Annotated in this window: 25 protein-coding genes and 1 pseudogene; 18 read left to right on the plus strand and 8 right to left on the minus strand. The window is 47.2% G+C overall.

All coding sequences use genetic code 11. The features are described from left to right. Positions 1-138: 138 nt before the first annotated feature. Complete coding sequence (locus WFI24_RS11795; RefSeq protein ID WP_336760917.1) at positions 139-1,287, plus strand: sn-glycerol-1-phosphate dehydrogenase; 1,149 nt, start codon at positions 139-141, stop codon at positions 1,285-1,287. 227 nt (positions 1,288-1,514) lie between these two features. On the opposite strand, the gene WFI24_RS11800 is transcribed toward WFI24_RS11795, so the two are convergent. After that, the gene (locus WFI24_RS11800) at positions 1,515-2,111 is read right to left on the minus strand and encodes a helix-turn-helix domain-containing protein (RefSeq protein WP_145319421.1); all 597 of its coding nucleotides are present in this window, start codon (positions 2,109-2,111) and stop codon (positions 1,515-1,517) included. Positions 2,112-2,550: 439 nt separating this feature from the next. Here WFI24_RS11800 and WFI24_RS11805 point away from each other — a divergent pair. From WFI24_RS11805 to WFI24_RS11850, 10 genes and pseudogenes are all read left to right on the plus strand, one after another. Next, positions 2,551-2,943, plus strand: a pseudogene (locus tag WFI24_RS11805) (phage holin family protein); the annotation flags it as partial. Between the two features lie 285 nt (positions 2,944-3,228). Then, complete coding sequence (locus tag WFI24_RS11810; protein ID WP_145319417.1) at positions 3,229-3,516, plus strand: Dabb family protein; 288 nt, start codon at positions 3,229-3,231, stop codon at positions 3,514-3,516. 173 nt (positions 3,517-3,689) lie between these two features. Continuing rightward, positions 3,690-4,151: a DUF86 domain-containing protein gene (locus WFI24_RS11815; protein ID WP_336760920.1), complete on the plus strand. Its 462-nt coding sequence runs from the start codon at positions 3,690-3,692 to the stop codon at positions 4,149-4,151. Between the two features lie 10 nt (positions 4,152-4,161). After that, positions 4,162-5,076: a DUF4261 domain-containing protein gene (locus WFI24_RS11820; RefSeq protein WP_336760922.1), complete on the plus strand. Its 915-nt coding sequence runs from the start codon at positions 4,162-4,164 to the stop codon at positions 5,074-5,076. A gap of 179 nt (positions 5,077-5,255) precedes the next feature. Continuing rightward, positions 5,256-5,636 (plus strand): YtxH domain-containing protein, encoded by a 381-nt coding sequence (locus WFI24_RS11825; RefSeq protein WP_145319407.1) that lies wholly within the window; start codon positions 5,256-5,258, stop codon positions 5,634-5,636. Positions 5,637-5,860: 224 nt separating this feature from the next. Further along, on the plus strand, positions 5,861-6,670 hold the full coding sequence (racE, locus tag WFI24_RS11830; RefSeq protein WP_336761254.1) for a glutamate racemase: 810 nt from the start codon (positions 5,861-5,863) through the stop codon (positions 6,668-6,670). A 230-nt stretch (positions 6,671-6,900) separates the two neighbouring features. Then, positions 6,901-8,112 (plus strand): M14 family zinc carboxypeptidase, encoded by a 1,212-nt coding sequence (locus WFI24_RS11835; protein ID WP_442956217.1) that lies wholly within the window; start codon positions 6,901-6,903, stop codon positions 8,110-8,112. Positions 8,113-8,305: 193 nt separating this feature from the next. Continuing rightward, positions 8,306-8,563 (plus strand): hypothetical protein, encoded by a 258-nt coding sequence (locus WFI24_RS11840; protein ID WP_336760924.1) that lies wholly within the window; start codon positions 8,306-8,308, stop codon positions 8,561-8,563. A gap of 141 nt (positions 8,564-8,704) precedes the next feature. Further along, positions 8,705-9,007 carry a heme biosynthesis protein HemY gene (locus tag WFI24_RS11845; RefSeq protein ID WP_036609727.1) on the plus strand — a complete coding sequence of 101 codons (303 nt, stop codon included), beginning with the start codon at positions 8,705-8,707 and terminating at the stop codon, positions 9,005-9,007. 21 nt (positions 9,008-9,028) lie between these two features. Further along, positions 9,029-9,250, plus strand: a complete 222-nt coding sequence (locus WFI24_RS11850) for a DUF1450 domain-containing protein (protein WP_017689421.1) — start codon at positions 9,029-9,031, stop codon at positions 9,248-9,250. A 99-nt stretch (positions 9,251-9,349) separates the two neighbouring features. Here the strand turns inward: WFI24_RS11850 and WFI24_RS11855 are convergent, their stop codons facing one another. Beyond that, positions 9,350-9,748 (minus strand): hypothetical protein, encoded by a 399-nt coding sequence (locus WFI24_RS11855; protein WP_336760928.1) that lies wholly within the window; start codon positions 9,746-9,748, stop codon positions 9,350-9,352. Positions 9,749-9,897: 149 nt separating this feature from the next. Here WFI24_RS11855 and WFI24_RS11860 point away from each other — a divergent pair, with 149 nt between their 5' ends. Both WFI24_RS11860 and WFI24_RS11865 read left to right on the plus strand, forming a co-directional pair. Further along, on the plus strand, positions 9,898-10,179 hold the full coding sequence (locus WFI24_RS11860) for a hypothetical protein (protein WP_145319402.1): 282 nt from the start codon (positions 9,898-9,900) through the stop codon (positions 10,177-10,179). A 175-nt stretch (positions 10,180-10,354) separates the two neighbouring features. Further along, on the plus strand, positions 10,355-11,185 hold the full coding sequence (locus tag WFI24_RS11865) for an aldo/keto reductase (protein WP_336760931.1): 831 nt from the start codon (positions 10,355-10,357) through the stop codon (positions 11,183-11,185). A 331-nt stretch (positions 11,186-11,516) separates the two neighbouring features. Here the strand turns inward: WFI24_RS11865 and WFI24_RS11870 are convergent, their stop codons facing one another. The 4 genes from WFI24_RS11870 to WFI24_RS11885 all read right to left on the minus strand — a co-directional run bounded on the left by WFI24_RS11870 (position 11,517) and on the right by WFI24_RS11885 (position 16,185). Continuing rightward, on the minus strand, positions 11,517-12,242 hold the full coding sequence (locus WFI24_RS11870) for a DsbA family oxidoreductase (RefSeq protein WP_336760932.1): 726 nt from the start codon (positions 12,240-12,242) through the stop codon (positions 11,517-11,519). A gap of 85 nt (positions 12,243-12,327) precedes the next feature. Beyond that, positions 12,328-12,753, minus strand: coding sequence for a cytidine deaminase (locus WFI24_RS11875; RefSeq protein ID WP_336760933.1), 426 nt, complete (start codon positions 12,751-12,753; stop codon positions 12,328-12,330). Positions 12,754-12,814: 61 nt separating this feature from the next. Then, complete coding sequence (locus WFI24_RS11880) at positions 12,815-14,815, minus strand: LTA synthase family protein (RefSeq protein WP_336760935.1); 2,001 nt, start codon at positions 14,813-14,815, stop codon at positions 12,815-12,817. A gap of 215 nt (positions 14,816-15,030) precedes the next feature. Continuing rightward, complete coding sequence (locus WFI24_RS11885) at positions 15,031-16,185, minus strand: THUMP domain-containing class I SAM-dependent RNA methyltransferase (RefSeq protein WP_336761256.1); 1,155 nt, start codon at positions 16,183-16,185, stop codon at positions 15,031-15,033. A 240-nt stretch (positions 16,186-16,425) separates the two neighbouring features. On the opposite strand from WFI24_RS11885, the gene WFI24_RS11890 reads away from it, so the two are divergent. After that, positions 16,426-17,058, plus strand: coding sequence for an O-methyltransferase (locus tag WFI24_RS11890; protein ID WP_336760937.1), 633 nt, complete (start codon positions 16,426-16,428; stop codon positions 17,056-17,058). 426 nt (positions 17,059-17,484) lie between these two features. Here WFI24_RS11890 and WFI24_RS11895 read toward each other — a convergent pair whose 3' ends face one another. Next, positions 17,485-18,696 carry an asparaginase gene (locus tag WFI24_RS11895; RefSeq protein WP_336760939.1) on the minus strand — a complete coding sequence of 404 codons (1,212 nt, stop codon included), beginning with the start codon at positions 18,694-18,696 and terminating at the stop codon, positions 17,485-17,487. A 549-nt stretch (positions 18,697-19,245) separates the two neighbouring features. On the opposite strand from WFI24_RS11895, the gene WFI24_RS11900 reads away from it, so the two are divergent. Further along, positions 19,246-20,439 (plus strand): cytochrome P450, encoded by a 1,194-nt coding sequence (locus WFI24_RS11900; RefSeq protein WP_336760941.1) that lies wholly within the window; start codon positions 19,246-19,248, stop codon positions 20,437-20,439. A 98-nt stretch (positions 20,440-20,537) separates the two neighbouring features. Here the strand turns inward: WFI24_RS11900 and WFI24_RS11905 are convergent, their stop codons facing one another. Further along, positions 20,538-21,749, minus strand: a complete 1,212-nt coding sequence (locus WFI24_RS11905) for an MFS transporter (RefSeq protein ID WP_145319381.1) — start codon at positions 21,747-21,749, stop codon at positions 20,538-20,540. A gap of 204 nt (positions 21,750-21,953) precedes the next feature. Here WFI24_RS11905 and hemE point away from each other — a divergent pair, with 204 nt between their 5' ends. From hemE to hemY, 3 genes are read left to right on the plus strand one after another with little or no spacing between them, the layout of a single operon-like run. After that, entirely contained in the window at positions 21,954-23,018 is a 1,065-nt protein-coding gene (gene hemE, locus WFI24_RS11910; RefSeq protein ID WP_336760944.1) for a uroporphyrinogen decarboxylase, read from the plus strand. After that, positions 23,011-23,961 carry a ferrochelatase gene (hemH, locus tag WFI24_RS11915; protein ID WP_145319375.1) on the plus strand — a complete coding sequence of 317 codons (951 nt, stop codon included), beginning with the start codon at positions 23,011-23,013 and terminating at the stop codon, positions 23,959-23,961. The genes hemE and hemH overlap by 8 nt, the downstream gene beginning before the upstream one ends. Continuing rightward, a complete protein-coding gene (gene hemY, locus WFI24_RS11920; protein WP_336760947.1) occupies positions 23,961-25,385 on the plus strand; it encodes a protoporphyrinogen oxidase in 1,425 nt (474 codons plus the stop codon). The genes hemH and hemY overlap by 1 nt, the downstream gene beginning before the upstream one ends. Positions 25,386-25,545 lie beyond the last annotated feature (160 nt).

The raw sequence follows: 25,545 nt of genomic DNA on the forward strand, positions 1-25,545 counted from the left end.
TGAGATATGGATTTGCAAATGTTGGGTACAGGAAGTAAAGTGTGATCAGGAAAATCATCACATTTTATTTCCTTATTTCATTTTGTGGTTTTAACCTGTTAATTATGCATGATATCTCATATGGGAGGGTAAGAGCGAATGAATATGAACGAACGAATTGCAGCATGGAATGAGGAAGCGCAGCAGTGTGCTTGTGGACATGAACATCGATTGGTGGATATGTTGATTCATCTGGAAGCTGGGGCCATTCAGAGGTTGCCGGGTTATTTGTCTGAGCGAGGGTACAATCATGTGACGGTTGTTTATGATCGTCATACGTTTCTGGCCGCTGGGTCTGATGTACTGAGCAGTATTCGGGAAGCGGAAATTCATGTGGATGAGATCGCTCTACCGGAGAATCACACGGGTGATATCGTTGCCGACGAAGCCGCTATTGTACAAGTCATGTTGGGTGTGAACCTGGCTAGTGAGGCAGTCATCGCCGTGGGTTCAGGTACCATCCATGATCTGGTGCGATTTGTCTGTTCCAAAATGAACAAGCCATTTCTGTCCATACCGACAGCGGCTTCAGTAGATGGGTTTACCTCTGCAGGTGCACCCTTAATTGTAAGCGGAGTCAAACAGACATTTCAGGCTGTGCCGCCTGAGGCTATCTTTGCCGATCTGGATATTCTGGAGCAAGCCCCCCAAGTGATGACTGCTGCCGGATTCGGAGATATGCTTGGGAAGTATACTTCGCTTGCAGACTGGATTGTTTCTCGTGAGCTGGGCGGAGAACCGTTCTGTCCGGTCGCTTATCGGATGACAGAAGAAGCGCTGAACACCTGTATAGATCATGTACAAGCTATTGCGGAGGGACGAGCTGAAGGGGTGGCTGTATTAATGGATGCGTTAATTGTATCCGGCATCTCCATGCTGATTATTGATCATTCCCGTCCGGCGTCCGGAGGAGAACACCACCTGTCTCATATCTGGGAGATGGACCTGATGCAAGCGGGAGAGAGACCGGTTCTGCATGGTGCCAAAGTTGGCGTAGCTTGTGCATTGCTTACTGTAAAATATAAAGAACTCGCACAGATATCGGGTGAACCCGTGTTTGGCATATACGACCATTTGCCGGAGGCTGCTCAGCTCACCGCTTGGTTGGAGCAAGTAGGCGGACCTGTAACTATTGAACAACTGGGTGTAACCCCGGAAATGGTAGAGCATGCATTCACCACAGCACACACGCTTCGTCCTCGATATACCGGTTTGAAATATATTAATGAAGTGTTGAACACGAGGTGAGGATGGTCTTTTAGAGAGATCAGTCATGCTGAAATGCATAAACTAGCTTGTGGAGGGCTGTGATGGCTCTCCTTGGAAGCAAAAGGCGAAGAAGGGTAGATTATCTGACATTTCCGATGAAATAGCCAGAAGACTGCTTCAAGTCCGGGAGAGAAGGCATACGTTTTATGTTAAAAAAGGCTCTGACCTCCCTAGGGGAGAGCAGAGCCTTTTGGCTGTTCGCTTATTTAGTTGTTGCGACGATCTTTCAAGATGACATCTGCGAACAAAATAGTTTTCGGGATGCGGAAAAATTGCTCCGCTTGTTCCTGAAACGCAGCAGAAGGCAGCGTTCCCTGATGCAGCCATTTGCGGAAAGTGCCGGGATGAACCCCGATCCAGTGGCTGACATCTGTCACCGACAAATCATGGACCATACACAAGCCTGTCAGAATACGGTTACTAACCGGAGAACGGGTCACCGTACGTTTCATGAAGCGAGATGCCTCGGGTTGACATATCACAGGGCTATTACGCACAACTTCTTCATTAAAGAGAATGTGGCGCGGGTAACCGAGTAATTGGCATGTCTTGTCCAAATTGGTACTGCCGGGTATCCGTCCTTCATACACCCACGCACTGACACTGCGTGATGAGATGGAGAGGTCCTCTGCGAGCTGGGACAGCTTGATATCATTGGCCATCAGCACGGCAAGAAGAACACGATTGCGGATTTGACAGCGTGTCGGTTTTCGGAATCGTTTAACACGGACGCCTTTTCCCAAGTATTTACGGTTGATCAGAGACCACGCCTGGATGGAATGTTGTTCTGGTTGATTAGGCATATTTCCTCCGATTTTTTTTAACCAAATACTACAATAAACAACGGGGTACTTTCAAGTGCCGGGTTTACCGGTTACAAATGCATCAATGCGTCAATTCACGATAAAGAGGGAACTACGAACTAGACCATGCGCAATTGACATCCTAGTATATTCCTAGATTACAATGTTTCACTAAAAATGACGGGTCAAATTGAACGGGAATAAAAATAATATAGTTCCAATTAACTACTAATAGGTCTAAAGAACTTTTATCTAATTTTTGTTGATATGATGCGGTTTATTTCCCTGATTTCCCCAAAAACCTCCTCTTTTCTTCATCCGCTTGAAAAAAGGATGTGCACAAATCTGAAATGATAATTCCGCAAGTTCAGCATGACATGTGACCTGTCAAATCTCTCACTTTTACATATATTGTAGGGTACTCAAGTGTAAGGGAGAGGTGAGGAACGTGAGTCTATCTGTGAATACCTTTGCTGCTGTCTCGGGAGCGATTGTTACGTTTGCTTTTGGCGGATGGGATCAACTGCTGAGCCTGCTCGCGGTCGCGATGGCTGTGGATTATATAACAGGTTTGGCGGCGGCTGTGAGGACGGGAACCGGATTGAATAGTAACATTGGATTCTGGGGGCTAGCTCGCAAAGGGCTGATGCTGACCGTTGTCTTGCTTGCCCACCGAATTGACCTGCTCATGGGAACCGATATTATCAAAGGTGGTGCTATTTATTTCTACCTGGTCAATGAACTGATCTCAATTACGGAAAATTATGCAAAAATCGGACTTCCCTTGCCTGGGAAGCTCAGACAGGCTATAGCCGTGTTGAAGAAACAGGAAGGTCAGGAGTATCTTATGGATCGGGAATGGCCCCAACCGCAGCAAAGCCCGGTCAGTATGAAGCAGCAGACCGAAACAGGACAAACTTCGCAGAATGAATCCGCAAAACAGACGGATGATGGATCTCAAGAGAAATCCGAACCGAAAGGAAACGGTTCGGATTAGTTTTTCTTCTCAAGAGAACGTTTCCACGTATCCTTTCGTAATAGAGAACGTTATGATATATTTTGAATACACGAAAATTCATTCATTTCTACTATTATACCAAACGAGGTGCTTGCTCAGATGATTAAACATATTGTCCTGTTCAAAATGAAAGATCGTTCAGCAGAAAGTATTGAAGCCGCTGCCCAGGTGCTTCGCAACCTGGAGGGCAAAATTGATGTTCTGATTTCACTTGAAGTAGGCATTGATGTGCTTCGCTCGGACAGATCATTCGACATTTCACTCACAGCAGAATTTGCTTCACTGGAGGACCTTCAGGCGTATCAGGTTCACCCGCTTCATCAGGAAGTAATCAAGTACATGAACGAAGTCAGAGAACAGTCGATCGCCGTGGACTATGAAATCTGATCTGTCATTCACACGACTTTGAAATAAAGGGGACTCTGCATGAGCGATTTAAGAGACGTTATGGAATTTCTATATATTTTTGTTGTGTTTCTAATCGCTTGTCCTGTGATGATATTCTGGCTTAAGCGAAGAGGGAAACGGAACCGATAACTCACTGAACGGGAAGTGAACGAATGTATTATGTGAACAGAGAACAGATTGCCCGCCGGCTAGCTGCTGTACCGGAGGTAGCCGAAGGGCTTCGCCGGGCAGCCCAGGCCTGGGATGGCAGTCTCATGCTGGGGATGGTACAGGAACGTTGTCTTCACCTGGCGATCGAAATTGTTACTGATGTGGGAAGTTATCTGATAGATGGCTTCATCATGAGAGATGCGAGCAGCTATGATGATATTATTCAGATTAATTATGAAGAAAAGGTTTTTGACAACGATACCTATGAGATATTGCGTCAGCTTGTTACGTTACGTAAGCCGTTGGTGCAGGATTATTATAGTTGGGAGCGGTCTGAGCTTCATCCGCTTAGCGTAGAGTTGCCAGGCGTACTTGAACATTTTGCCATCCGGGTTAGCGACTACGTGGAAAAAGAACTTGGTCCTTTCAATACGGCACAAGCCGAGGGACAGCGTAAGGAATGAGGGAAATCGCATGACGAATGAATCAAAAGAATTCAATGAAGTAAATACTGAAAGCAAAGATACAAATGAAATACCTTCTGGATTCCATCCGGTATATATGGTTGAACTTTTGTTCCGGGAACGTCCGGAGGTAGATCGCCTGCGATTGCAGGAAGCTCTGATTCGTCACACAGGACAAGTCCGGCTGGATGTGAAACAAGGGGATGGAGAGCAAGCGCATGAGATGCTGGTCTTCTATCATCTGGACCACAAGGTATCCTTTCAGGAAGGGGATATCCCTGCCCAGACCTGCATGCTTCCTGTCAATGAGATAGTGGATCGTGCACGTTTTGGCGGGGCTTTGCAGCAAGCATGGCACTGGCCTGAAGCAGGACAAGTTGTAGAAGCTGCACGGTACTCCATCCGATTACATGACATGTTCACCGCAGCCATGCCTCGCAAACAGCGTCTGGAGTTGTTCCAGAAGACTGTACTGGCAATCATGGAAAGCCTGACCTGTGATGCGCTGTATTGGTACGGCAGTGATAAGCTGGTTGAACCGGAAGCATATACGCAAGCTCAGGAACGTGAGGAACATCTGTATGCAGCCATGAACGTTCGGATGTATCAGGCGGGAGGTACGGAAGAACAACGCGAGTTGGTTATGGATACGGTAGGGTTGTCGGCACTGGGTGTACCTGATGTACAGTGTCACTTCGTCGGTCTTGATCCGGATACGGTTGCCCAGACCTTACTGGGTGCGGCGTATTACATATTTGATCAGGGAGATGTTCTGCAGGATGGACAGACGTTGGGTTCTTCCGGCGGACGTCGCTGGCGTTGTGAGCATCAGGCGGCACTGATCGCACCAGGGCGATATGTCATTGATTTGGACCCGGGAGATGAGCATGCGGCGGCTGATCTGGAGCCTGCTCGTCAGACCTGATTAAGCGTTGATAAAAGCTGAAAAGAGAACTGTTCAGATTTTTTTTGTTATCTGGAGTGTCAAGTCAAGCCTGTGCTGCTTATAATGCATCAACAGAGTAGGCATTCGCCCGGATGGGTGAGCGACAGGCCGTTGCTTCTGATCCGGTACTTAAACGAAAGTAAAGGGAGAGATGTGACGTGAAGGATTCTAACAAAAGTTTGTTGTGGGGAGCTCTTATCGGCTCCGTAGTGGGTTCGGTAACAGCGTTACTGCTGGCACCAAAATCAGGACGCGAACTTCGTCAGGATATTACGGAAGGTGCTCGTCAGGTATCGGAGAAAGGTCAGGAACTCGCAGGCAAGGTTGGAGAACAAAGTTCACAGATCGTATCCAAGGTCAAAGAGACCGCAGATGTTGTGATTCAGGATATTCAATCCTGGCGTAACTGCGCTGAAGGCAAGGAGATTCGCATATCGGCAGTCATCACAGAACCCGATACGGACAACAAAGCAGCAGATGAGTCCGGAATCGACATTGTAGCGAAGCTTCCTGCGGATGAGTCCAAGGACGACAACTAAGCAAAGTTTGGGATAAAGCAGGCTTTCCTCGGGTTTAGAGGAGAGCCTGCTTTGTTGTGTGTCCACACGGTGTGGACACAGCACGCGGGATTTTATTTGAACCCTGTTATAAAATCGGGTAAGATGTAGGTACCTTTTTGCCGGAATGTTCATACGGTAGGAAGAAAGCTTTGTGGAACAATCATTATGAGAACCAATTCAATGAAGAAGGAAGCGGTGTGTTCGTGCAGCAAGCAATCGCTATATTAGACTCCGGTGTGGGAGGATTGACCGTCGCCAAGGAAGTGATGCGTCAGCTTCCGCGGGAAAAGATCATTTATTTTGGGGATACTGCCCGAACACCGTACGGACCCCGTTCGTCCGAACAAGTGAAACAATTTACGGAACAAATCGTTGATTTCTTGATCCAGTTCGATCCGAAGGTTATCGTTATCGCCTGTAACACAGCGACAGCAGCTGCGCTGGAGTATATCCGTGCCAAGGTGAATGTGCCTGTCATTGGTGTTATACATCCGGGAGCGCGGGCAGCAATCACAGCGACACGTACAGGACGCATTGGTGTGATCGGTACTGTGGGTACCATTGGCAGTGGGGCGTATACATTGGCGCTCAAGCAGTTGTCCCCCTATATCGATGTGGTCAGTCAGGCTTGTCCGGCGCTCGTGCCGTTGGTGGAACAAGGTGAATTTCGTTCCGAGCACACGACACATACGGTGGAGCAATCATTGGGTGAGATCAAACAACAGCCGATCGATTGTCTTATTCTGGGTTGTACACACTATCCTTTCCTTATGGACACCATTCAGGAGGTTATGGGACAGGAAGTGAAGTTAATCAGTTCGGCAGATGAAACGGCGCGGGAAATCAGTACGATTTTATATGATAAACGGAAACTGGCCAGCGGGGATGAGACCCCGGTGCATCAATTTTTCTGCACTGGTGACCCGCGCATGTTCCAGAATATCACCCGTCGATGGTTGGGAGAGCAGATCTCCAAGACCCCTGTGGTCTGGCAGGTTACGCAATTACCATAGTTATATGCAAAAGTATGTATGAATAGGACTTATAATTAAAGTATATTGCCTGTGACAATATCCCGGAACTGTGATGTTCCGGGTTTTTTTGTCATGTTTCTGCATCGACAGGTGATGGAACATGATTGATGTCACATGACGGACAACCGGGGATGCATATATATGTTATAGTCACGAAATTGGGAGAACCCGACAGGAGGCCTGCCTTTTCCTGTGGAAAGGAGAACAACATGGAACTGCAGTGGATCATTGTTCAGCGGGGAGATACAATGCCGCGAATTGCGTCAGCACACCATATGACCAAAGAGTTACTTGCTGCTCTGAATCCGGAAGCTGCCTCCCAGCCTTACCTGCTTGCAGGTCAGATGCTGCGTATTGTCCCTGGGACAGGTCGCAGGTATGCTGTCCCACCTGGAGAGAGCGTAGGGGGGATTGCAGGGCGCTTTGGTTTGGATGAAGAGGACTTGCGCCTGGCCAATCCTGAAATTGCCAATATAGCTGACTGGGTTGGTCGCTGTATTCATATTCCGGCTTCCAATGGAAAAACTATTGTCAAGATTCAGGGAGAGTATGGTTATCGAGAATTAATCAGGGATATAGACCGGCTGGAGAAGCTTTACCCGTTTGTTGAGACGGGCTCGATTGGAACAAGTGTCATGGGGAAGTCACTGCCTTATTTGCGTATCGGGCAAGGGCAGAGACATATTCATGTTAACGCTTCCGTTCATGCCAATGAGTGGCTGACAACAGTAGTTCTAATGAAATTTATCGAAGAATATGCCCAGGCGTATAGCACGCATAAGACATGGCATCAATTCCAGACAGAACGCTGGATGCAAGAGACGACACTCTGGGCAGTGCCGATGGTTAATCCGGACGGGGTTGAGCTGGTTCAGGAAGGTGTGGTCAATCAGCACCCGCATGCACAGCAATTGTTAGCCTGGAATGCCGGCAGATCGAATTTTACCCACTGGAAGGCCAACATTAGGGGGGTGGATCTGAATGATCAATTTCCCGCCCATTGGGATGAAGAAGCAGCGAGAAGGGGTGTGTCCTCGCCTGGTCCCCGGGATTACGCAGGCACAGCGCCTTTGACAGAACCGGAGGCGCAGGCGCTAGCACAATGGACCCAGCAGCACGCATTCGCTGCGGTCGTATCCCTGCATAGTCAGGGTCAGGAGATCTATTGGAACTATCGTGATCTGGAACCGAGAGAAAGTGCGCCGCTGTCGCGCAGGCTTGCCAAAGCTTCCGGCTACAAAGCAGTGAAGCTCGGCGGAAGTGATGCCGGATACAAAGACTGGTTTATTCAAGATTTCGGTAGACCGGGCTTCACGGTGGAAGTTGGATTGGGTGTTAATCCGCTTCCGGTAGAACAGTTTGATGATATCTGTATAGAAGTGGGAATGTTGCTGGCTGAACTGTTATCCAATGGACAATGAGGCAAGGTCCCTGATTATGAAGGTGTGAAACTTAACGGTGGATTATTCGTATAACAGGAACGGACGCTGTGAGCGACGTTCCGTTTTTTATTTTTTAATTCACATCTTACATCATTCGTTCTGAATGGTTCTTGAAGGGGTAATGATGTGCGTGTCGTTATGGCGACCTATATAATGTTACGGAGGGATTCAAATGAAGTGGAGAAGACTGCTGTCGTTCAAACGATGGACACAAGTTTTCAAAAGGCTCCCCCGGTTGCTCCGGGCTCCGCAGATTCCTTTGGGAGAAAAGCTGTTGTTTATTATTCCAGCCCTGTTGTACTGGGTACTTCCGGACGTAATTCCGTTTATGCCCATAGATGATATCGGGGTCACTTTGATTCTGATGAACTGGTTTGTAAGCCGTGCAGAACGCAAATATCCCGTGCTTCAGGAGGGCGCACCTTCTTGATTGTGATCAAATGGATAGGTTTAACATTGAATTCGCGTCAATGTTATTGCGAAGAGCGGTAACTTTCTTTACAATAGATGCTGTAGTTTAAGAATGCTGAAATTGTTGAAACCAGCAATTACAATATAGGAGATGAAGAGAATGAACTGCAAAATTACGCGTAATGCGGCTAAAGTATTGAAGCTTGAATTGGACAAGCCGGAGAACGAAGGAAAAAAACTGCGCGTTGTCATCACACATGCACATGGTGACCATGCTCACTACGGTCTTGATATCGACACACCAAAAGAAAATGATACGGTTGTATCTACCGATAAAGAGATTGATGTCATTCTCGCGAATGATCAGCCTCTGTTGAACGGTGTTAAAATTGACTATCTCTACTTCCCGGAAGAGGGATTCGTCATTACGAATCCGTCCCAAGGCAATCACGGCGACCACTAAGGGCGCGAAGAAGGGGAACTCATGGCTAACGATATCCGCGTATGCGAAAAGTGTAATCATGTCCGACTAAAATCGATTGTGCCCAAGCTGCAAAAAATGGCTCCAGATACGGAGATCAAGATTGGGTGCAAATCCTATTGCGGTCCTTGCGCGAAACGTGCGTTTGTCTTTATCAACGGTCGGTACATTAGTGCTCCGACAGAAGAAGAAGTGCTCGCCAAAGTCGCAAAGTTCGTCAAGTAACAGGATATAACAAGGTAAGTGGGGAAAACTGTCCACAGACCGGAAAGGAGGGGCTGCGAGCCTCTCCTTTTTTGCGTTTGGGTAGCGTGAAAGAATGTGTTACTCCATAGCACCTTTGACCATTTCAGTAATTTGGAAGGAATCTTCTTGAATTTCAATGGCAATGACGGTAGTATCCTTTTTCAGGAAATGTACATTTCCAAGTCGTTCTTCCTCCAATTCTACCCAACCTGTATCCGCTAACTTCTGAAAATAATCCATTGGCGGGTATAGTCCTTGCTCACCGCCAATATGTTTCAGCTCATACTTAACACCTTCTTTAAGAGTGGGATGATCGGAATAAGCTATGCCTTCAATAAGCTTGGCGTTGCTTGGAACTGGAATGTCTGGGTTAATGTATGATCCCGTATAACCTGTTATCTCGTATGTTGCAGGAGTGCAGCCTTGTACCCAAATGAGCAAGGGCAACATGCAGAGTGTCAGTAATATTTTCTTCAAATGAATTCCTCCTGATTCGGCATGATTATCTAATAAACGTAGCCAAATCAACTAAAGTTACAATAAAACACAACAGAGGAATAAGGAAGGCTTGTGTTATCCATCCTAAAGGGGTAACAGGAACATGATAATCCCAAGGAGGAATACTCATGCCGAAGCGTTATGATTCCAGTTTGCAGGCCGATACCACCGTATCTCAGGCGCAAAATGCGGTGAACAAGCTTCATTATGCTGTATCTCAGGCGATGTCTCATCCGACGGCACAGACCATTGCACAGGCGGAACGACGTTTGGCACATACGGAGCAGGCGATGCATCAAGCAGAGCTTTCGCTCGGAGGACAAGGCGTTGAGCTCGCAGAAGAGATGTTCATCGAGGAGAAGAGAAGATTGAATTCAATCCAGAGTCAGCACGGTCAAGGGAATCAATAACGTTCCTGTTCACACCAGAACCCGCAGGCAGCAATGCTTTGCGGGTTCTTCATGTCTTTTGCAAAGACTCCTGATCCATGGGTCTTCTTCGAGAAGTATGTCGAATGGTCGCTTAAAATTCTGTGAGAAGGTTAATAGAACAAGAGCAGGCAAAATTCCATACGGGAGGTACAGAATGACAAAACACATAACAGATTGTACGATTCTGAACAACGGAGTAACGATGCCATGGCTGGGATTTGGAACATATAAAGCAAAAGGCAAGGAAGTGCAACAGGCAGTCGAGACGGCTTTGGAGGTTGGATATCGCAGTATTGATACCGCGTCCATCTATGGCAATGAGGAAGAAGTGGGACAAGCGATCGCAAGCAGTGGCGTTGCCCGTAACGAACTGTTTGTGACAACTAAGCTCTGGAATGAGGATCAGGGTTTTGATTCAACGTTGAGAGCATTTGAAGCCAGTCAGAAGGCACTTGGACTGAATGTGATTGATCTTTATTTAATTCACTGGCCTGGCAGAGACCAGTACAAAGAGACGTGGAGAGCATTCGAACGTCTATATAGCGAAGGAAGCATCCGTGCAATTGGTGTGAGTAATTTTCAGGTTCACCATCTGCGCGAAATCATAAATGAAGGCGGTACGGTGCCTGCGGTGAATCAGGTAGAATTGCATCCGGGTCTGATTCAACAGGAATTGCAGGATTTCTGTGGGGAGCAGGGGATTCAACTGGAAGCTTGGAGCCCGATTATGAAAGGCAAGCTGAACCAAGAGTCGACGCTTAAGGCGCTGGCCCAGAAATATGGGAAAACACCGGCACAGATTATTCTGCGTTGGGACATTCAGAATCAGATTGTGACGATTCCGAAATCGGTTACCCCGGAGCGTATTCGTGAGAATGCGGACATCTTTGACTTTGAATTAACACCAGATGAGTTGAAATTGATTGATGCGCTGGATTCGGATAAGCGGACTGGACCACATCCCGATCAACTGTTTTGGGATTGAGTGGTAGGCGCTAATTGGATATAAGTGTTTGATGATAAGTTAGTGGGGGTTCCGGTTACTGAATCGTTCTTTCGATCGCTGTTGTCTCCAAATTTTTTTGATTCCTCGTTTCAGAGGATAAAATTCGGAGACAGCTTATGCTTCCGATGCAGCTTTCTTGCAGAAAGCTTTCAGGCGAACGCTTCGCTTCTTCAGAATCGATTCCGTCCCCTCCACAGTAACTGTTCATTAGACAAACTAATTACAATGAGCTGGAGTCGTAAGTATATAAAAAAAGCAGCAGGATCGGGAAATATTCCCTGATCCTGCTGCTTTTTGTGTGTGAGTTGGTTTAATTTTTATTCGGCACTGCGCAGCCGTCATCTGTGCAGACGCCGCTGCCGTCAGTGTCTGTTGTATTGGATTCAACCATAGTGAAAGGGGAGCGCTCATCCCATGCTTTCTGAATCGCGTCCAGGAACACCTCGTCCGGCTGTGCGCCCGATACGGCGAACTTGCGGTCGAATACGAAGAACGGTACGCCACGGATGCCCAGTTGCTCGCCTTCTGCTTGATCAGCGCGGACATTGTCGGTGAATTGATCACTGGACAGCACTGCCACAGCTGCATCGCGATCCAAGCCTACTTCCTCTGCCAATTGAGCTAACACTTCAGGGTCGCCAGAGTGTTTGCCTTCAATGAACACAGCTTGGAATATCCGCTCGCTCAGTTCAAGGGCTTTGCCTTGTGTGTCCGCCCAGTGCGTCAATCGGTGAGCTGAGAAAGAATTGGTAGGGATCATGGCATCGATATTGTATTCCAGTCCTGCCGTGCGAGCATTGGCATTCATCTGAGCATTCATGCCTTGGGCCTGCTCTGCGCTAATATTATATTTGGAAGCCAGGTATTCCGTATTGGTTTTGCCTGGGTTCAATGCAGCGTTCGGATCAAGCTCGAAGCTTTTGAATTGCAGCTTCACTTCATCACGGTGTGGAAACTGTTCCAATACATTCTCCAGGCGGCGTTTGCCGATATAACAGAATGGGCACAGAAAATCAGACCATATCTCGATATTCATATTGTTAAAACCTCCATCATCCATATAGTTGAAACTAATATAGTTACAATTATAAAGCCACTTTCTATAATTCGCAAGGAGATTGCTATTTATCCCGATATGCCTTGGACCAATGGTAAGGTTGAATCTCATCCAATCTTTTAAAAATCAACTGACCAGCAGGATCGTATACGGCAGCCTTGACTTTTTCACCCCAATAAAACAATCGTTCCTGGCATACACCGCAAGGTGTAAGGACTTTGAATTCCGAATGCTCGTCATTACGAGCGATACAGAGAGAGTGGGTGACGCGTTCATTCAATTTGTGGGCTTCCAGATACGCCCCTGTTTCCATACACAGATGCGTGGCGTCGTTGATAACCTCTGGTGCCACGCTAATTAGCAGGGAACCGGCTTCGGTATAGACTGCACCCGCCCCGCCCCATCCCTTGGGATAACGCTGCTGCACGAAGCTTGCGGCTGCATCGAACAGTTGCTGTTCAATATTGAATGTTTCTGTGTGTGAAGTCATGTAATGTAAGTTTCCCTTCTTTAATGCAATTCATTTTATTTCGTGTAATTGTTCATCTCGGTTATTGGGATGTTGCCGCTGAACTGTCATCCTCTCGAAAACGCTGAATTAAATCATAGGTAATCACCGTGTCCGAGACATGTAATCGCTTGGTTGCTTCATCACGAGCGGGACGGCAAGCATTGATATCTGTTTTGTCACGTGTGGACAAGTCATAACAAGCGCCGCTCTCGTAGATATAATCATCCGATGGAATATAGAATACAGAACCATCCGAGAATGCACCATTCCGCAACACAACTGTACGTGCAGACCCGTCATATACGTCGTTGCCCATATGATAATAGGACTGGTCGGATACGCCGAGCAGATGCAGCACGGATGGCGTGATGTCCAGTTGTCCCGAAGGTTCGTCGATGGTTCCTGCAGCTGCTCCGTCCGGTAAATGCACGAGTAGAGGTACCTCGTTCATGATCTGTGCCATATCGAGTTCGTTCAATGAACGTCCCAGAAATTGCTCGTATTGTGATTGTTCCTTAATCGAGTTGTCGTGATCCCCGTAGAACATAAAGATGGTATTTTCCCATAAGCCCCGATTTTTCAGATCTTCGATCATCTTACCCAGTGCCGAATCCACGTAATGAACGGATTGCAGGTAGTCACCGAACATCGTTCCCTGGAACTCGCCAACATCCAGTTGCTGCTTCTCTTTTGGCAAGGCATACGGATGGTGACTGCTGAGTGTAATGAGGAAGGAATAGAACGGTTCGGTCACCTCACTGCTCATTTTCTCAACGGATTGGCGGAAAAAGGATTCGTCAGACAGGGACCAGCCAAGCGGGTCATCCTGTGCAAAATCATTTTTACTATAAAACTTGTCATACTTCATGTTCTGATACATCGTGTACCGATTCCAGAAGCCACTCTCATATGCGTGAAATACGTTGGTGCTGTACCCGTTATCCTTCAAAATGGAAGGAAGGGAATCATACGTATGGTCTGCATAACGTACAAACGCGGATCCGACCGGAAGCGGGTGCAGTGAGATGTTTGCTCCAAAATCGGCATCCGACGTTCTGCCCTGACCTGTCTGGTGGTAAAAGTGACTATAATACTGACTTTCCTTCATCAGTTCATTAAAATGGGGTGTGATCTCCTGACCGCCAATGCTCTGGCCAATCATGAAGTTCATAAAGGCCTCACCCTGGACAATAATGACATTGCTGTCCTTATATTTACCGAACAAGGCATCGTTTTGCGGTTCAGCTCCCTGCCTTTCAGCGAAGAATGCCTTTGCTTGTTCAACATCAGCGGGTTCAGCCTGCGGCCCGGAGCCGATATGGTCTTTGGCAAAGTTGTACAGATCATAACCGTGAAAAGCGAGAAGTCCGGTCACATTGTACATGGATACATTCCACCAGTTGTTATCGAACAGGCCCTTAGCCCATGTTTTGCTATAAAAATAAATCGGGCCGACGGCGAGGCCAAGTCCCAGCACAAGGGCAATGCTGCCAGCAGTGAGACGGCGGCGCAGCCGTGTCTTGCCATCGTTATACGAATAACTCCCATAGCCATGTGCCGACGCACTGAAGTGCTTCGAACGGTAACGTCTGCTGAACAGTAAGATAGCTGCGAACGGAATGACGACAAGCCAGTCGGCAAAGAACCAGAGATCACTTGTGTAGATCAGTGTAGCGATGCTGTCACCCAATGCATCAACTTGTCTGGCCTGCAACAATACCGGGATGGTCAAGAAATCCTGGAAATAACGATAATACACCATATCGGCATAGATTAGTGCGGTAAGCAGCAGGTTAAGCACTGCGAGAGACACGATCATGCCTCTGCGAGGCAGCCACCAAGTCCAGAAGGAGAGGAGCAGTAGTGATCCAATGGCAATGACTTTATCCAGCAGCCCCATCGTAATGTTATAGGCGTGCAGATTGTGATGGAGCCACATGAGTTTGAGCAGCATGAGCACAAGAAAAATAAGATATAACGTTAGTGGATGATTTAGAAGCCCGCGTGGTATGGAACTGCGCGTAGGCCGAGTAACAACCATATGTATGTCCCCCTTGCTTTCATTGTTTTGTAATCGGAATGTAAAATAGGGCTCCATCCATTATAGCGTGGCCTCATGTGTTTTCAACTATGCTTCAGGCAGTTCAATTCCTGTGGAAGCGAACTGCGATAACGGTGAATTCATATGATCTGAATAGCACGCAAAAAAAGTGCCCAAGCCATGAATGGCGAGGAGCACTCTGTATGTGCAATACGTTAAGAAGATTGGGGTGCTTTATTGCGTGGGGGCAGTGGTCCCAGATACTGATAGTATTGTGTTTCAATTCGTCCGTTGAACAATTTGCGACGCTTGTCTGCCTTGTGGCCGAAGTATTCTTCAAAAGCTTTGGTCGACGTGATTGCAAAAAAGGACCATGTCGGCATGTCGAGGTAACTGCGCCCTAATGAGCGGAGTAACTTCTGAACTTCTTTCTCTTCACTCAAACGTTCACCATATGGGGGATTGGTAATGATGACACCATATTCACCCTGTGGTCTTGCGCGATGAGCGGGCAGGACGCTGACTTCAATGTCATTGGCGAAGCCGGCACTTTTGATCGCTGCCATAGCAACTTCAATTGCTTCAGGATCAATATCGCTACCTGAAATCTGTAACGGGACATCGTCACGTACAGCATCGAATGCTTCTTCGCGCGCCTGTTCCCATAATTCTTCAGGAATAACAGCCCAGTCCTCGGAGTTGAAGGTCCGACGAAGTCCTGGTGCAATGTTCCAGCCGATCATAGCGGCTTCAATCAGCATTGTGCCTGATCCACAGCATGGATCATAGAATGGACGAGATACATTCCAGCGGCTGAGCTGAATAAGAGCTGCAGCAAGTGTTTCTTTGAGTGGCGCTTCGGTGACGAGTTTACGATAACCCCGTTTATGCAGACCTGGTCCCGTCGTATCTAAAGTAAGCAGGGCGCGATCGTTCAGCAGAATGACCTCAATCACATAACGAGACCCATCCTCTGGGAACCACTCCGTGTCATAAGTCAGCTTCAGTTTCTCTACGATTGCTTTTTTCACGATCCCTTGTGATGCAGGCACACTGCTTAACTGGGATTTTTGAGAACGACCCTCTACAGGGAATTCGCCGTCGGCTGGAATCCACTCTTCCCAAGGAAGTGCTTTGGTGCCTTCAAACAATTCGTCGAATGTTGTAGCAGGGAATTCACCCATTTTGACCAATACGCGATCCGAACTTCTCAGCCACAGATTACACCGGCAAATATCAATATAATCCCCAGTGAAGAAAACCCGTCCATTGTCGATCGTAACATCCTCATACCCCAGTTGCTTCAGTTCCCGGGCAACAACAGCCTCGAGTCCCATCGCCGAGGTCGCAATCAATTGCAATTGAGCCATGTGATTCATTTCAACTCCATTTCAAGCTGGAGAAGGGATATCCTTCTCTCTGCTGTATAGTAACGGTGCGGCCTTGCCGCTTTCCGTGAAAAAACTTACAATGAGAAATGCGGTGAACGTATGCATTCCTCTCTCGAGGCAATTGCACCAGTCGACCGCCTGTGTTGATAACAAACATTTATTATAGAACATTGGCATCCATATGGAAAGCAGTCCAAGTGTCCAAGGAGGATTTTAGTGGTGAATCTGACCCCTGATGAATATGTAAATCAATTATTTCAAGAGGATGATCTTTTGCTGAAAGTGAAAGAGGCCATCCGTTCGAACGGTATGCCGGAAGTTTCCGTTGCGGCTGCGTATGGACGATTACTCACGTTTCTAGCCAAAACATCCAAAGCGGAAGCTGCGCTCGAAATTGGCGTGCTGGGCGGTTACAGTGGGATCTGCATTGCTCGCGGGTTGAGTGAAGGTGGAACCCTGACGTCGCTGGAACTGAAAGAGGAATATGCGGCAATGGCGCGTGGTCATCTGGAAGAAGGCGGTTTTGGTGAAAAGATCGAGTATCGGATTGGCCCGGCGGCAGATAGCCTGAAGCAACTGGGGCAGGAAGGTCGCACATTCGATTTCTTCTTTATTGACGCAGACAAGGAAAATTATCCGGTATATCTCGACTATGCCATTAAGCTGGCTCGGCCAGGTGCGGTCATTGTGGGTGACAACTGTTTCCTGCGTGGTCGTACGCTGAATCCGGACAAGCAGGGCCCGGCAGTGCTTGCTGTTCGCCGGTTCAATGAACAGATGGCGAGTGACCCGCGTCTGGTAACGACCATGTTGCCGGACTACGATGGGCTCGTACTTGCTTGGGTGAAGTGAAAGTGGATATTTCCTAAAGATAAAACTCCGATGGAACACGATCACCCTCACGCTCTTATGCTTGTGAGGGTAATCGTGTTTCTGTACGGAGTTTTTTTAGTGATAATATTATAAGTAAGAAAGAAGTTATAAATTTCTATATATGGAGGTTTTAAATTGAGACCTTTATTCATTTTTCTTTCTTTGCTTCTGATCTCAGGTTTCGTATTTCATTTTCTTAACGTATATACGCCGTTTTTAATACTGCCAGTTTATATTTTACTTATTGCAATCCTAGTTTTCTTGGTTTTTTATCTGTTAAGGTTTTATTTAACTAAAAAAAATAATCATAAAATTTGAAAAACACAAAAGAAGAGACGACACACCTTGAATCACAGGAGTGTCGTCTCTTCTTTTTGTCCAGATTTATAAAGGATGAGTGCTTTCTTATACTTCCGGTGTTCCGTACGTTTCGAACCATTTTTTGATGGTGTCAAAATCATCACTGAAGGATAATCCCAGCATCAATAATACACGAGCTTGTTGAGGACTCAGGTTGTCGCCGGCAATAATGCCTTTGCCGCCGCCGTATACACTTCCCGAACCCGTCCGAGTGGTGGTTACGAAGAGTACACCTTCTTCAATGGCTTTGGTACGGGCTTGTCCCATAGCTCTGGAGATGCCGCCAGCTCCTGTACCGGAGGTTACGATTCCTTGCGCACCATTGCTGACGAATCCTTCGATGGCTCCGCCTCCAGCTTCTTGATACGAGATCGCAATCTCTACTTTAGCGAGGTCTGCCTTTGTGATTTTACTCAGATCGAATACGGGCTTCGCTGTGCCTTCAGGTTTCAAGGCGCGTGCAGGAGCGCGGTAGATTCGAATGTTTTCTTCATCAATATATCCTACGGCACCGAGCATCGGTGTTTCAAACGTATCTGTCCGATAATCATTTGTTTTGCTTACACCGCGTGCGAGTTGAATGGTGTCATTCAGCATCAGTACAGTTCCGAATGAAGTGGTACGACCACTACCTGCAAGTTTGATTGCGTTATACAGGTTGGCTTGAGCGTCAGAGCCGATGACAGTCCATGGACGCATGGAACCTGTGATCACGACTGGTTTGTCACTCTGAACCGTCATGTCGAGGAAGTAGGCAATTTCCTCCATGGTATCTGTACCCGTGGTAACAACAACACTGTCATATAGTGCAAGAGCTTTGTCCACCGTTTGCGACAAGTCATAGAGATCAGCCATGCTATAGGATCCCGAGCCTGAATTTCCGAATTGGAGTGTGCTAACATCTGCAATCTTCTGCTTATCCGGTAAGGCGTCTACCATCTCTGCAATGGGAAGCGTACCTGCCTTGTAGTTCTGGAAGCTGGTCGCATCCTCGGATTGACCGGCAATCGTTCCACCGGTTCCGATCACCAATACATTGGGGAGTGCAGATTGCTTGGAGGAGTCTGGTACGGCAGGGATAGAGGTATTGCGAGCTGGAGTAGTCGGTGTTGTCTGGACAGTACCTGTTGTGCCTTTCACCTCTACCGTAGCTGCGTGAGCAGCATAGGTTCCGATGGGGGACAACGAGATCGTTAATGCTGTTAAAGCTGCGGTACTCCATACGGCCCAGGGACGAAGATTGGATGTTTTACTCATGAATTGCACTCTCCTTCAAGTAAGTGTGATGTTAAGTTTGTTAAGAAGAATATGTATACCATTTCAAAATGATTGTATTTCATGTTAAATAATATGACAACAATAGATAATGGTAGAGTAACCGGTTACATTTATAGATAATGGGAGTAAAATGATTGTTTATAAGGAATAATGGAAGAATATTCACTCTGATAGAGCGAGAGGAGTTGATAGATTTAATAGTTTTAGATATTAAACAGCTAGTTACATGTTAGTTAATATTACGTATCGAGGCTTTATCCTGATAAACGAAGCTTTTAAAAAAAGGAATGTTGAATAGAGATTCATGCTGGGGGATACCCATGATCAGAAGATTATACTGTCATCAGAGTACCAAGAGTAGATATCCTTTAGTTCTATTTACATAAAGCACGAGAGGAAGTTGGTAGCGGTTAGTAGGTAATGGGTCTCAATTACGTTCCATAGATTGGTTTCGTTATGAAGTTGTGTTTATAATAGGGGTGAACAACATATGTAAATAAATATATAATATTGATTGGAGGAGAAACGATGAAACAGGCACCCAGAAAGTATGCAAATTACATTCCGATTCGGGAACTGGAGACTTTGGAACAGCGGCTGTCTCCCTTCCAGGTGTACGCAGAGCTTCGTGACAACACTCCAGTCCGATATGATGAGCATCGAGAATGCTGGGATGTTTTCGGTTATGAAGATGTGAAGTACGTATTGAAAAACCCGAAACTGTTCTCTTCCGCACGTGATCGTGCCAATACGAGCATGTTGACGACAGACCCGCCCAAGCACAAACAGCTGCGTGATCTGGTGAATCAGGCGTTTACACCCAAGGCCATTGAAGCATTGGCTCCGCGTATTCAGGAAATCACAGATGAGTTAATTGCTCCACACCTGTCAGAAGGACATATGGAACTTGTTGATGACCTTGCTATGCCATTGCCTGTCATTGTAATTGCTGAATTGATCGGAGTCCCTGCAACGGATCGTCAAAAGTTCAAGGACTGGTCTGATGTATTGGTGAAGGGTGCACGTGATGATAGTGAGCAGGCTTTTCAGGAGTTGTTGGAGGAGAAAAAAAGAAATATACAGGAACTGCATATCTATTTCACTGGCATCATGGAAGAACGTCGGTTGCAGCCACAGGATGATCTGATTTCGTTACTGCTTGCTGCGGAGATTGATGGTCAGAAGCTGACTGCAGAGGAAGTTGTAGGCTTCTGTATTCTCTTGCTGGCTGCTGGGAATGAAACAACAACCAACCTGATTACCAATGCGATTCGTATACTGTCTGAACAACCTGAACTACAAGAGGAGTTACGCGAACATCCTGAACGGATTACTTCTGCGGTGGAAGAGACCCTGCGATATTATCCGCCAATTGTTGCGATTGGGCGGGTCGCCAAGGAAACCGTAGAGTTGAATGGACAGACGATACAAGCGGGAGATCAGGTGATTTCCTGGGTTGGATCAGCGAATCGGGACGGTGTGCAATTCGAGCGTCCGGAAGATTTTATATCTGATCGCAAGCCGAACAGACATATGGGATTTGGATTTGGCATTCATTTTTGTTTGGGTGCACCACTCGCTCGTTTGGAGGCAAGGGTAGTTCTGCATACGTTGCTTCAGCACATGGAGTGCATTCAGCTTGTGCCGGGGACGGTCCTGCAGCCGATACAAAGTGCTTTTGTATTTGGTGTGAAACATTATCCGATACAATTCAATACATGATTGATATATGAATGACAAAAGCCGCTCCCAGGCCATTAGGCACTGGAAGCGGCTTTTTCTGAAGAACGTTGATATGGATTGGTTATATAGACGGGAAATCAGGATTCCCGCGGCAATGCCGGTTTGTTGTACAATTTGAATCTGACCCAAACCATATTGAGCAGTAGCAGTCCACCAGAGACGATAAAGAGACCTTCAATTCCGATGAATCCTGCCATAAAGCCTCCGATGACCGCCCCAAGCATGTTGCCCAGCGCCAGAGTGCTCGTATTAAAACTGAATGCACGGCTAATCATGCTATCTGATGTGTAGGAACGGATCAAGGCGTTAACGCTTGGAAGCAGGCCACCCATAAACACACCCATCATGAAACGGACAAGTATGAGCTGCCACACCGTCTGAACAAATGCCTGCGGAATAAGCATGAGTCCTGTTCCGATGAGTGAGAAGGTAAGGACTTTGTGTGGGCCGATCCGGTCACTCAGCTTCCCTAGAATCGGAGACATCGCCATATTGGATAGTCCCGTAACTGCACCGACAAGTCCTGCCCAGAAGGCCACATTTACATCCGAAGCATGCAATTTTTGTACATACAGCGGCAAGAGTGACATGGGGCTTATCATCGCAAATTGCAACAGGAACGTCACTGCAAAAAGTGCGGGCAGTTGAGGTGATTTGTTCAACTCCTTCAGACCGGACAATACGGATTGTGCCGGCAGTTTGGCTGCTTCTTTGCGGTCGAATTTCTCTCTCACCAAGAACATGGCGAGCATGGAAGCGACGAAGATCAGTCCGCCTGTAATGTAGAAAATGGGACGGAAGCCTACCGCATCAGCTAGCAAGCCACCAATGAGCGGACCCAGAATCGTGCCGGCAACCTGCCCGGACTGACTGATTCCCATGGCGAAACCCATTCGGTCCTTCGGAGTGGTACCCGATATCAGCGCAACAGCAGCAGGATTGAAACCGGAAATTGTACCGTTAAGCAAACGCAATAAGAGAAGCTGCCAGGGATTCTGTGCCAGACCCATAAGGGCGATCACGATGGCCATTCCGAATCCTGAGCGCAGCAACATAACTTTTCGACCATACTTGTCAGATAATTTGCCCCAGAGCGGTTGGAACAAAAATGAGGTCAGGAAATTGGCTGCAAATATAAATCCGGCCCAAATGCCAATTTCATGTTCGCCAACAACGCCAAGATCTCTTGCGAGATACAGGGACAAAAATGGGGTAATCATGGTCATGCCCGAATTGACCAAAAATTGTCCGAACCAAAGCACAATGAGGTTTACTTTCCACGTTTTCAAAGTGCTTTCACTTCCTTTCAAAGATATTTCTGTAATTCTCAAAAAAACACCATTCTTTCATTATAACATAATTGGCATATGGAGGAGGGGTGTAAGGAATGTCATAGTATTGTCACGTAGAACGCATCTGCATGTGGTTGTTACGGCTGTTTAAAAAGGGCATAATGGTAATTATGAGTCCAAAAACTATTGGAGGCTTCTTACATGAGCTATAATGATCGACTGATTCGGGCAAGTTTCAAGCAACAGGTCGACCGTGTTCCGGTATGGTACATGCGTCAGGCTGGACGTTACGATCCTGAATATCGCAAGATTAAAGAAAAGTACTCCTTACTAGAAATCTGCCAACAACCCGAGCTGGCGGCTGAAGTTACACTCATGCCCGTACGCAAGCTTGGTGTAGATGCGGCTATTTTGTATTCCGATATTATGAATCCGGTTGCCTCACTGGGCATTGATTTTGACATTGTAAAAAATATTGGTCCAGTTATCGATAATCCTATTCGATCCGCTGCAGATGTGGATCGTTTGCGTCCCATTGACGTCGAAGGAGATCTGTCACATATTCTGGAGACCATTCGAATTCTGGATAAGGAACTTAACGTGCCTCTGATTACGTTTGCGGGCGCACCTTTCACGATTGCGAGTTATCTGATCGAAGGACAACCTTCGAAAGGTTACATCCGCACCAAAACGATGATGTACAGCGAGCCTGAAGTGTGGCACAAGCTGATGCAGAAGCTTGGTGATATGGTAATTACATATATCCGTGCGCATATTGCGAATGGCGGTAAGGCATTCCAGTTGTTTGACAGCTGGGTTGGAGCACTTTCTCCCAAAGACTTCAGAACATATGTGTTGCCTACGATTACCCGTATCTTTACCGAATTATCGGATTTGAATGTACCGAAGATTTATTTCCCTGGTGTCGCTTCGGGCGAATTGTTGCCAACGCTGCATAATCTGCAAGCCAATGTGATTGGATTGGACTGGAGAGTATCGATTGCGGAAGGGCGCCAACGACTAGGTGGTAAATTTGCAGTCCAGGGTAATCTGGACCCTTATGTGCTGACAGCACCGATGGAACTGATCAAGGAACAAGCCAAAGTGATTATCGACGAAGGAATCAAGGAGCCGGGGTATATATTCAACCTGGGTCACGGACTATTTCCTGAGGCATCTCTTGATAAGCTCAGAGAACTAACGGCATATATTCATGAATATTCTGCGGAAGCATTGAAGACTGGGGTGACGATAACTAATGACTAAAACTGTAGGTGTACTGGTGATGTCATATGGCACACCAGAAAATATGGAAAGTGTTGAAGCGTATTACACACATATCCGCAGAGGGCGTCCGCCTGAACCGGAGCAATTGAAGGAACTGACGGATCGATATGAAGCCATTGTTGGCGGTGTGTTTCCACTTCGGGAGAACACGGACAATCAGGTCAAGGCTCTTCAGGAGACGTTAAACCGCGATGAGCGTGGGAGTGACGTGGAATTCCGTTGTTATCAAGGACTGAAGCATGCCTATCCGTTTATTGAGGATGGTGTGGAACAGATGGCGAAGGATGGAATTCAGACAGCAATTGGTATTGTGCTGGCTCCCCATTTCTCAACGATGAGTGTAGGCAGTTATATCAAGCGAGCGCGGGAAAAAGCAGAAGAACTGGGCGTTCATATGTCCTTTATCGAGAGCTATCATCTGCATCCGAAGTTAATTCAGGCCTTGTCCACACGTGTCAGTGCCAAGTTGGATGCGTTCGAGGAAGCCGGAGCAAAACGCGGAGATGTGAAAGTGTTGTTTAGTGCCCACAGCTTGCCAGCACGTATTGTGGAGATGGGTGATCCATACCCGCAACAATTGCTGGAGACTTCGGAAGTGATTGCCTCACGTGTAGGCATTACCAATTGGCAATTCACTTGGCAAAGTGCCGGAAGAACAGCTGAACCATGGCTTGGGCCAGATATCCTCGATACGTTACAGGAACTTTCCCGTGAGCAAGTAGAGGATGTTCTTGTGGCACCGATCGGGTTCGTTTCGGATCATCTCGAAGTGCTCTATGATCTCGATATTGAGGCCAAATCGATTGCCAAAGAGATCGATATGCGCCTGATGCGTATTGATTCTCTCAATAGCGATCCTCTATATATGGAGACGTTAAGCGACGTTATTATAAGCCAATGGCAGCAAGGGTCGGATGAGTAATGGATGACAAGAAACGCCGCGTTGTTGTTGTCGGCGGTGGCCTCACCGGCCTTAGCGCGGCATTTTATATCCGCAAGCATTACCGGGAAGCAGGAGTTGAACCTGTGATTACCTTGGTCGAGAAAAGCTCGTCCATGGGAGGCATGATTGAGACGCTGCACCGGGATGGATTTGTGATTGAAAAAGGGCCGGATTCTTTCCTGGCTCGCAAAACAGCAATGATTGATCTGGCCAAAGAATTGGAGATCGATCATGAGCTGGTAAGTCAGAATCCGGAATCAAAGAAAACGTATATCATGCAGCGTGGCAAGCTTCATCCTATGCCAGCAGGACTCGTTCTCGGTATTCCGACAGAATTAAGACCATTCTTGAGAAGTGGTCTGGTCTCTCCGGCTGGTAAACTGCGGGCGTTGATGGACTTTGTCATCCCGCCGCGTCGCACAACAGAGGATGAATCGCTCGGTTATATGATTGAGCGACGTCTTGGAGCAGAAGTGCTGGAGAACTTGACCGAACCGCTGCTTGCAGGAATCTATGCAGGGGATATGCGGCGATTGAGTCTCCAGGCTACTTTCCCGCAATTCGGAGAAGTAGAGCGCGATTACGGCAGCTTGATCCGGGGCATGATGACTGGTCGCAAACCTGCCGAGACGCATACTGGAACAAAACGAAGTGCCTTTTTGAATTTCCGGCAGGGGCTTCAAAGTCTTGTTCATGCCCTCGTCCATGAGTTGCAGGATGTGGATCAACGTCTGAATACCGCGGTGAAGTCGCTGCAACCTATTGATGGGGCGCAGACCCGATACCGTGTTGAACTGGGTAATGGCGAAATGCTTGAAGCCGATGATGTAGTGGTTACCGTGCCGACGTATGTCGCGTCGGAGCTGTTGAAGCCACACGTGGATACAGCGGCTCTGGACGCAATTAACTACGTGTCTGTAGCTAATGTGGTGCTCGCTTTTGAGAAAAAAGAGGTGGAGCATGTATTCGACGGATCAGGTTTCCTCGTTCCGCGAAAAGAGGGCCGGAATATTACGGCTTGCACGTGGACATCGACGAAATGGCTGCATACCAGCCCGGACGATAAAGTCTTGCTCCGTTGTTATGTTGGTCGCTCTGGGGATGAACAGAACGTAGAGCTTCCGGATGAAGCACTGACCGATCTGGTTCTCAAGGATCTGAGAGAGACCATGGGCATCGAAGCGGTACCGATCTTCTCTGAGATTACAAGGCTTCGCAAATCAATGCCACAGTATCCCGTGGGACACCTCCAACATATTGCCGCTCTTCGTGAGGAGTTAGGCAGTAAATTACCGGGTGTGTACATTGCAGGTGCAGGTTATGAAGGCGTAGGTTTGCCAGATTGCATCAGACAAGCGAAGGAAATGTCTGTCCAGGCTACAAAAGAGTTTGCGGTAGAATAAGTGCAGCAAGAGAGCTGTCTCAAACGTAGAATTATCTACAGGAGAGACGGCTTTTTTTACATGAAGATCTGAAAGTTAACCGAGTTCATACCCTTCCAATCGATACAGTTCCAAGGAATGATGGAAATCCAGAATATGCCTGATATAATGGTATGTATGG

Origin of the sequence: Paenibacillus sp. USHLN196 (assembly GCF_037144955.1) — a bacterium.
In the GTDB taxonomy this organism is placed as follows: Bacteria; Bacillota; Bacilli; order Paenibacillales; family Paenibacillaceae; genus Paenibacillus; species Paenibacillus xylanexedens_C.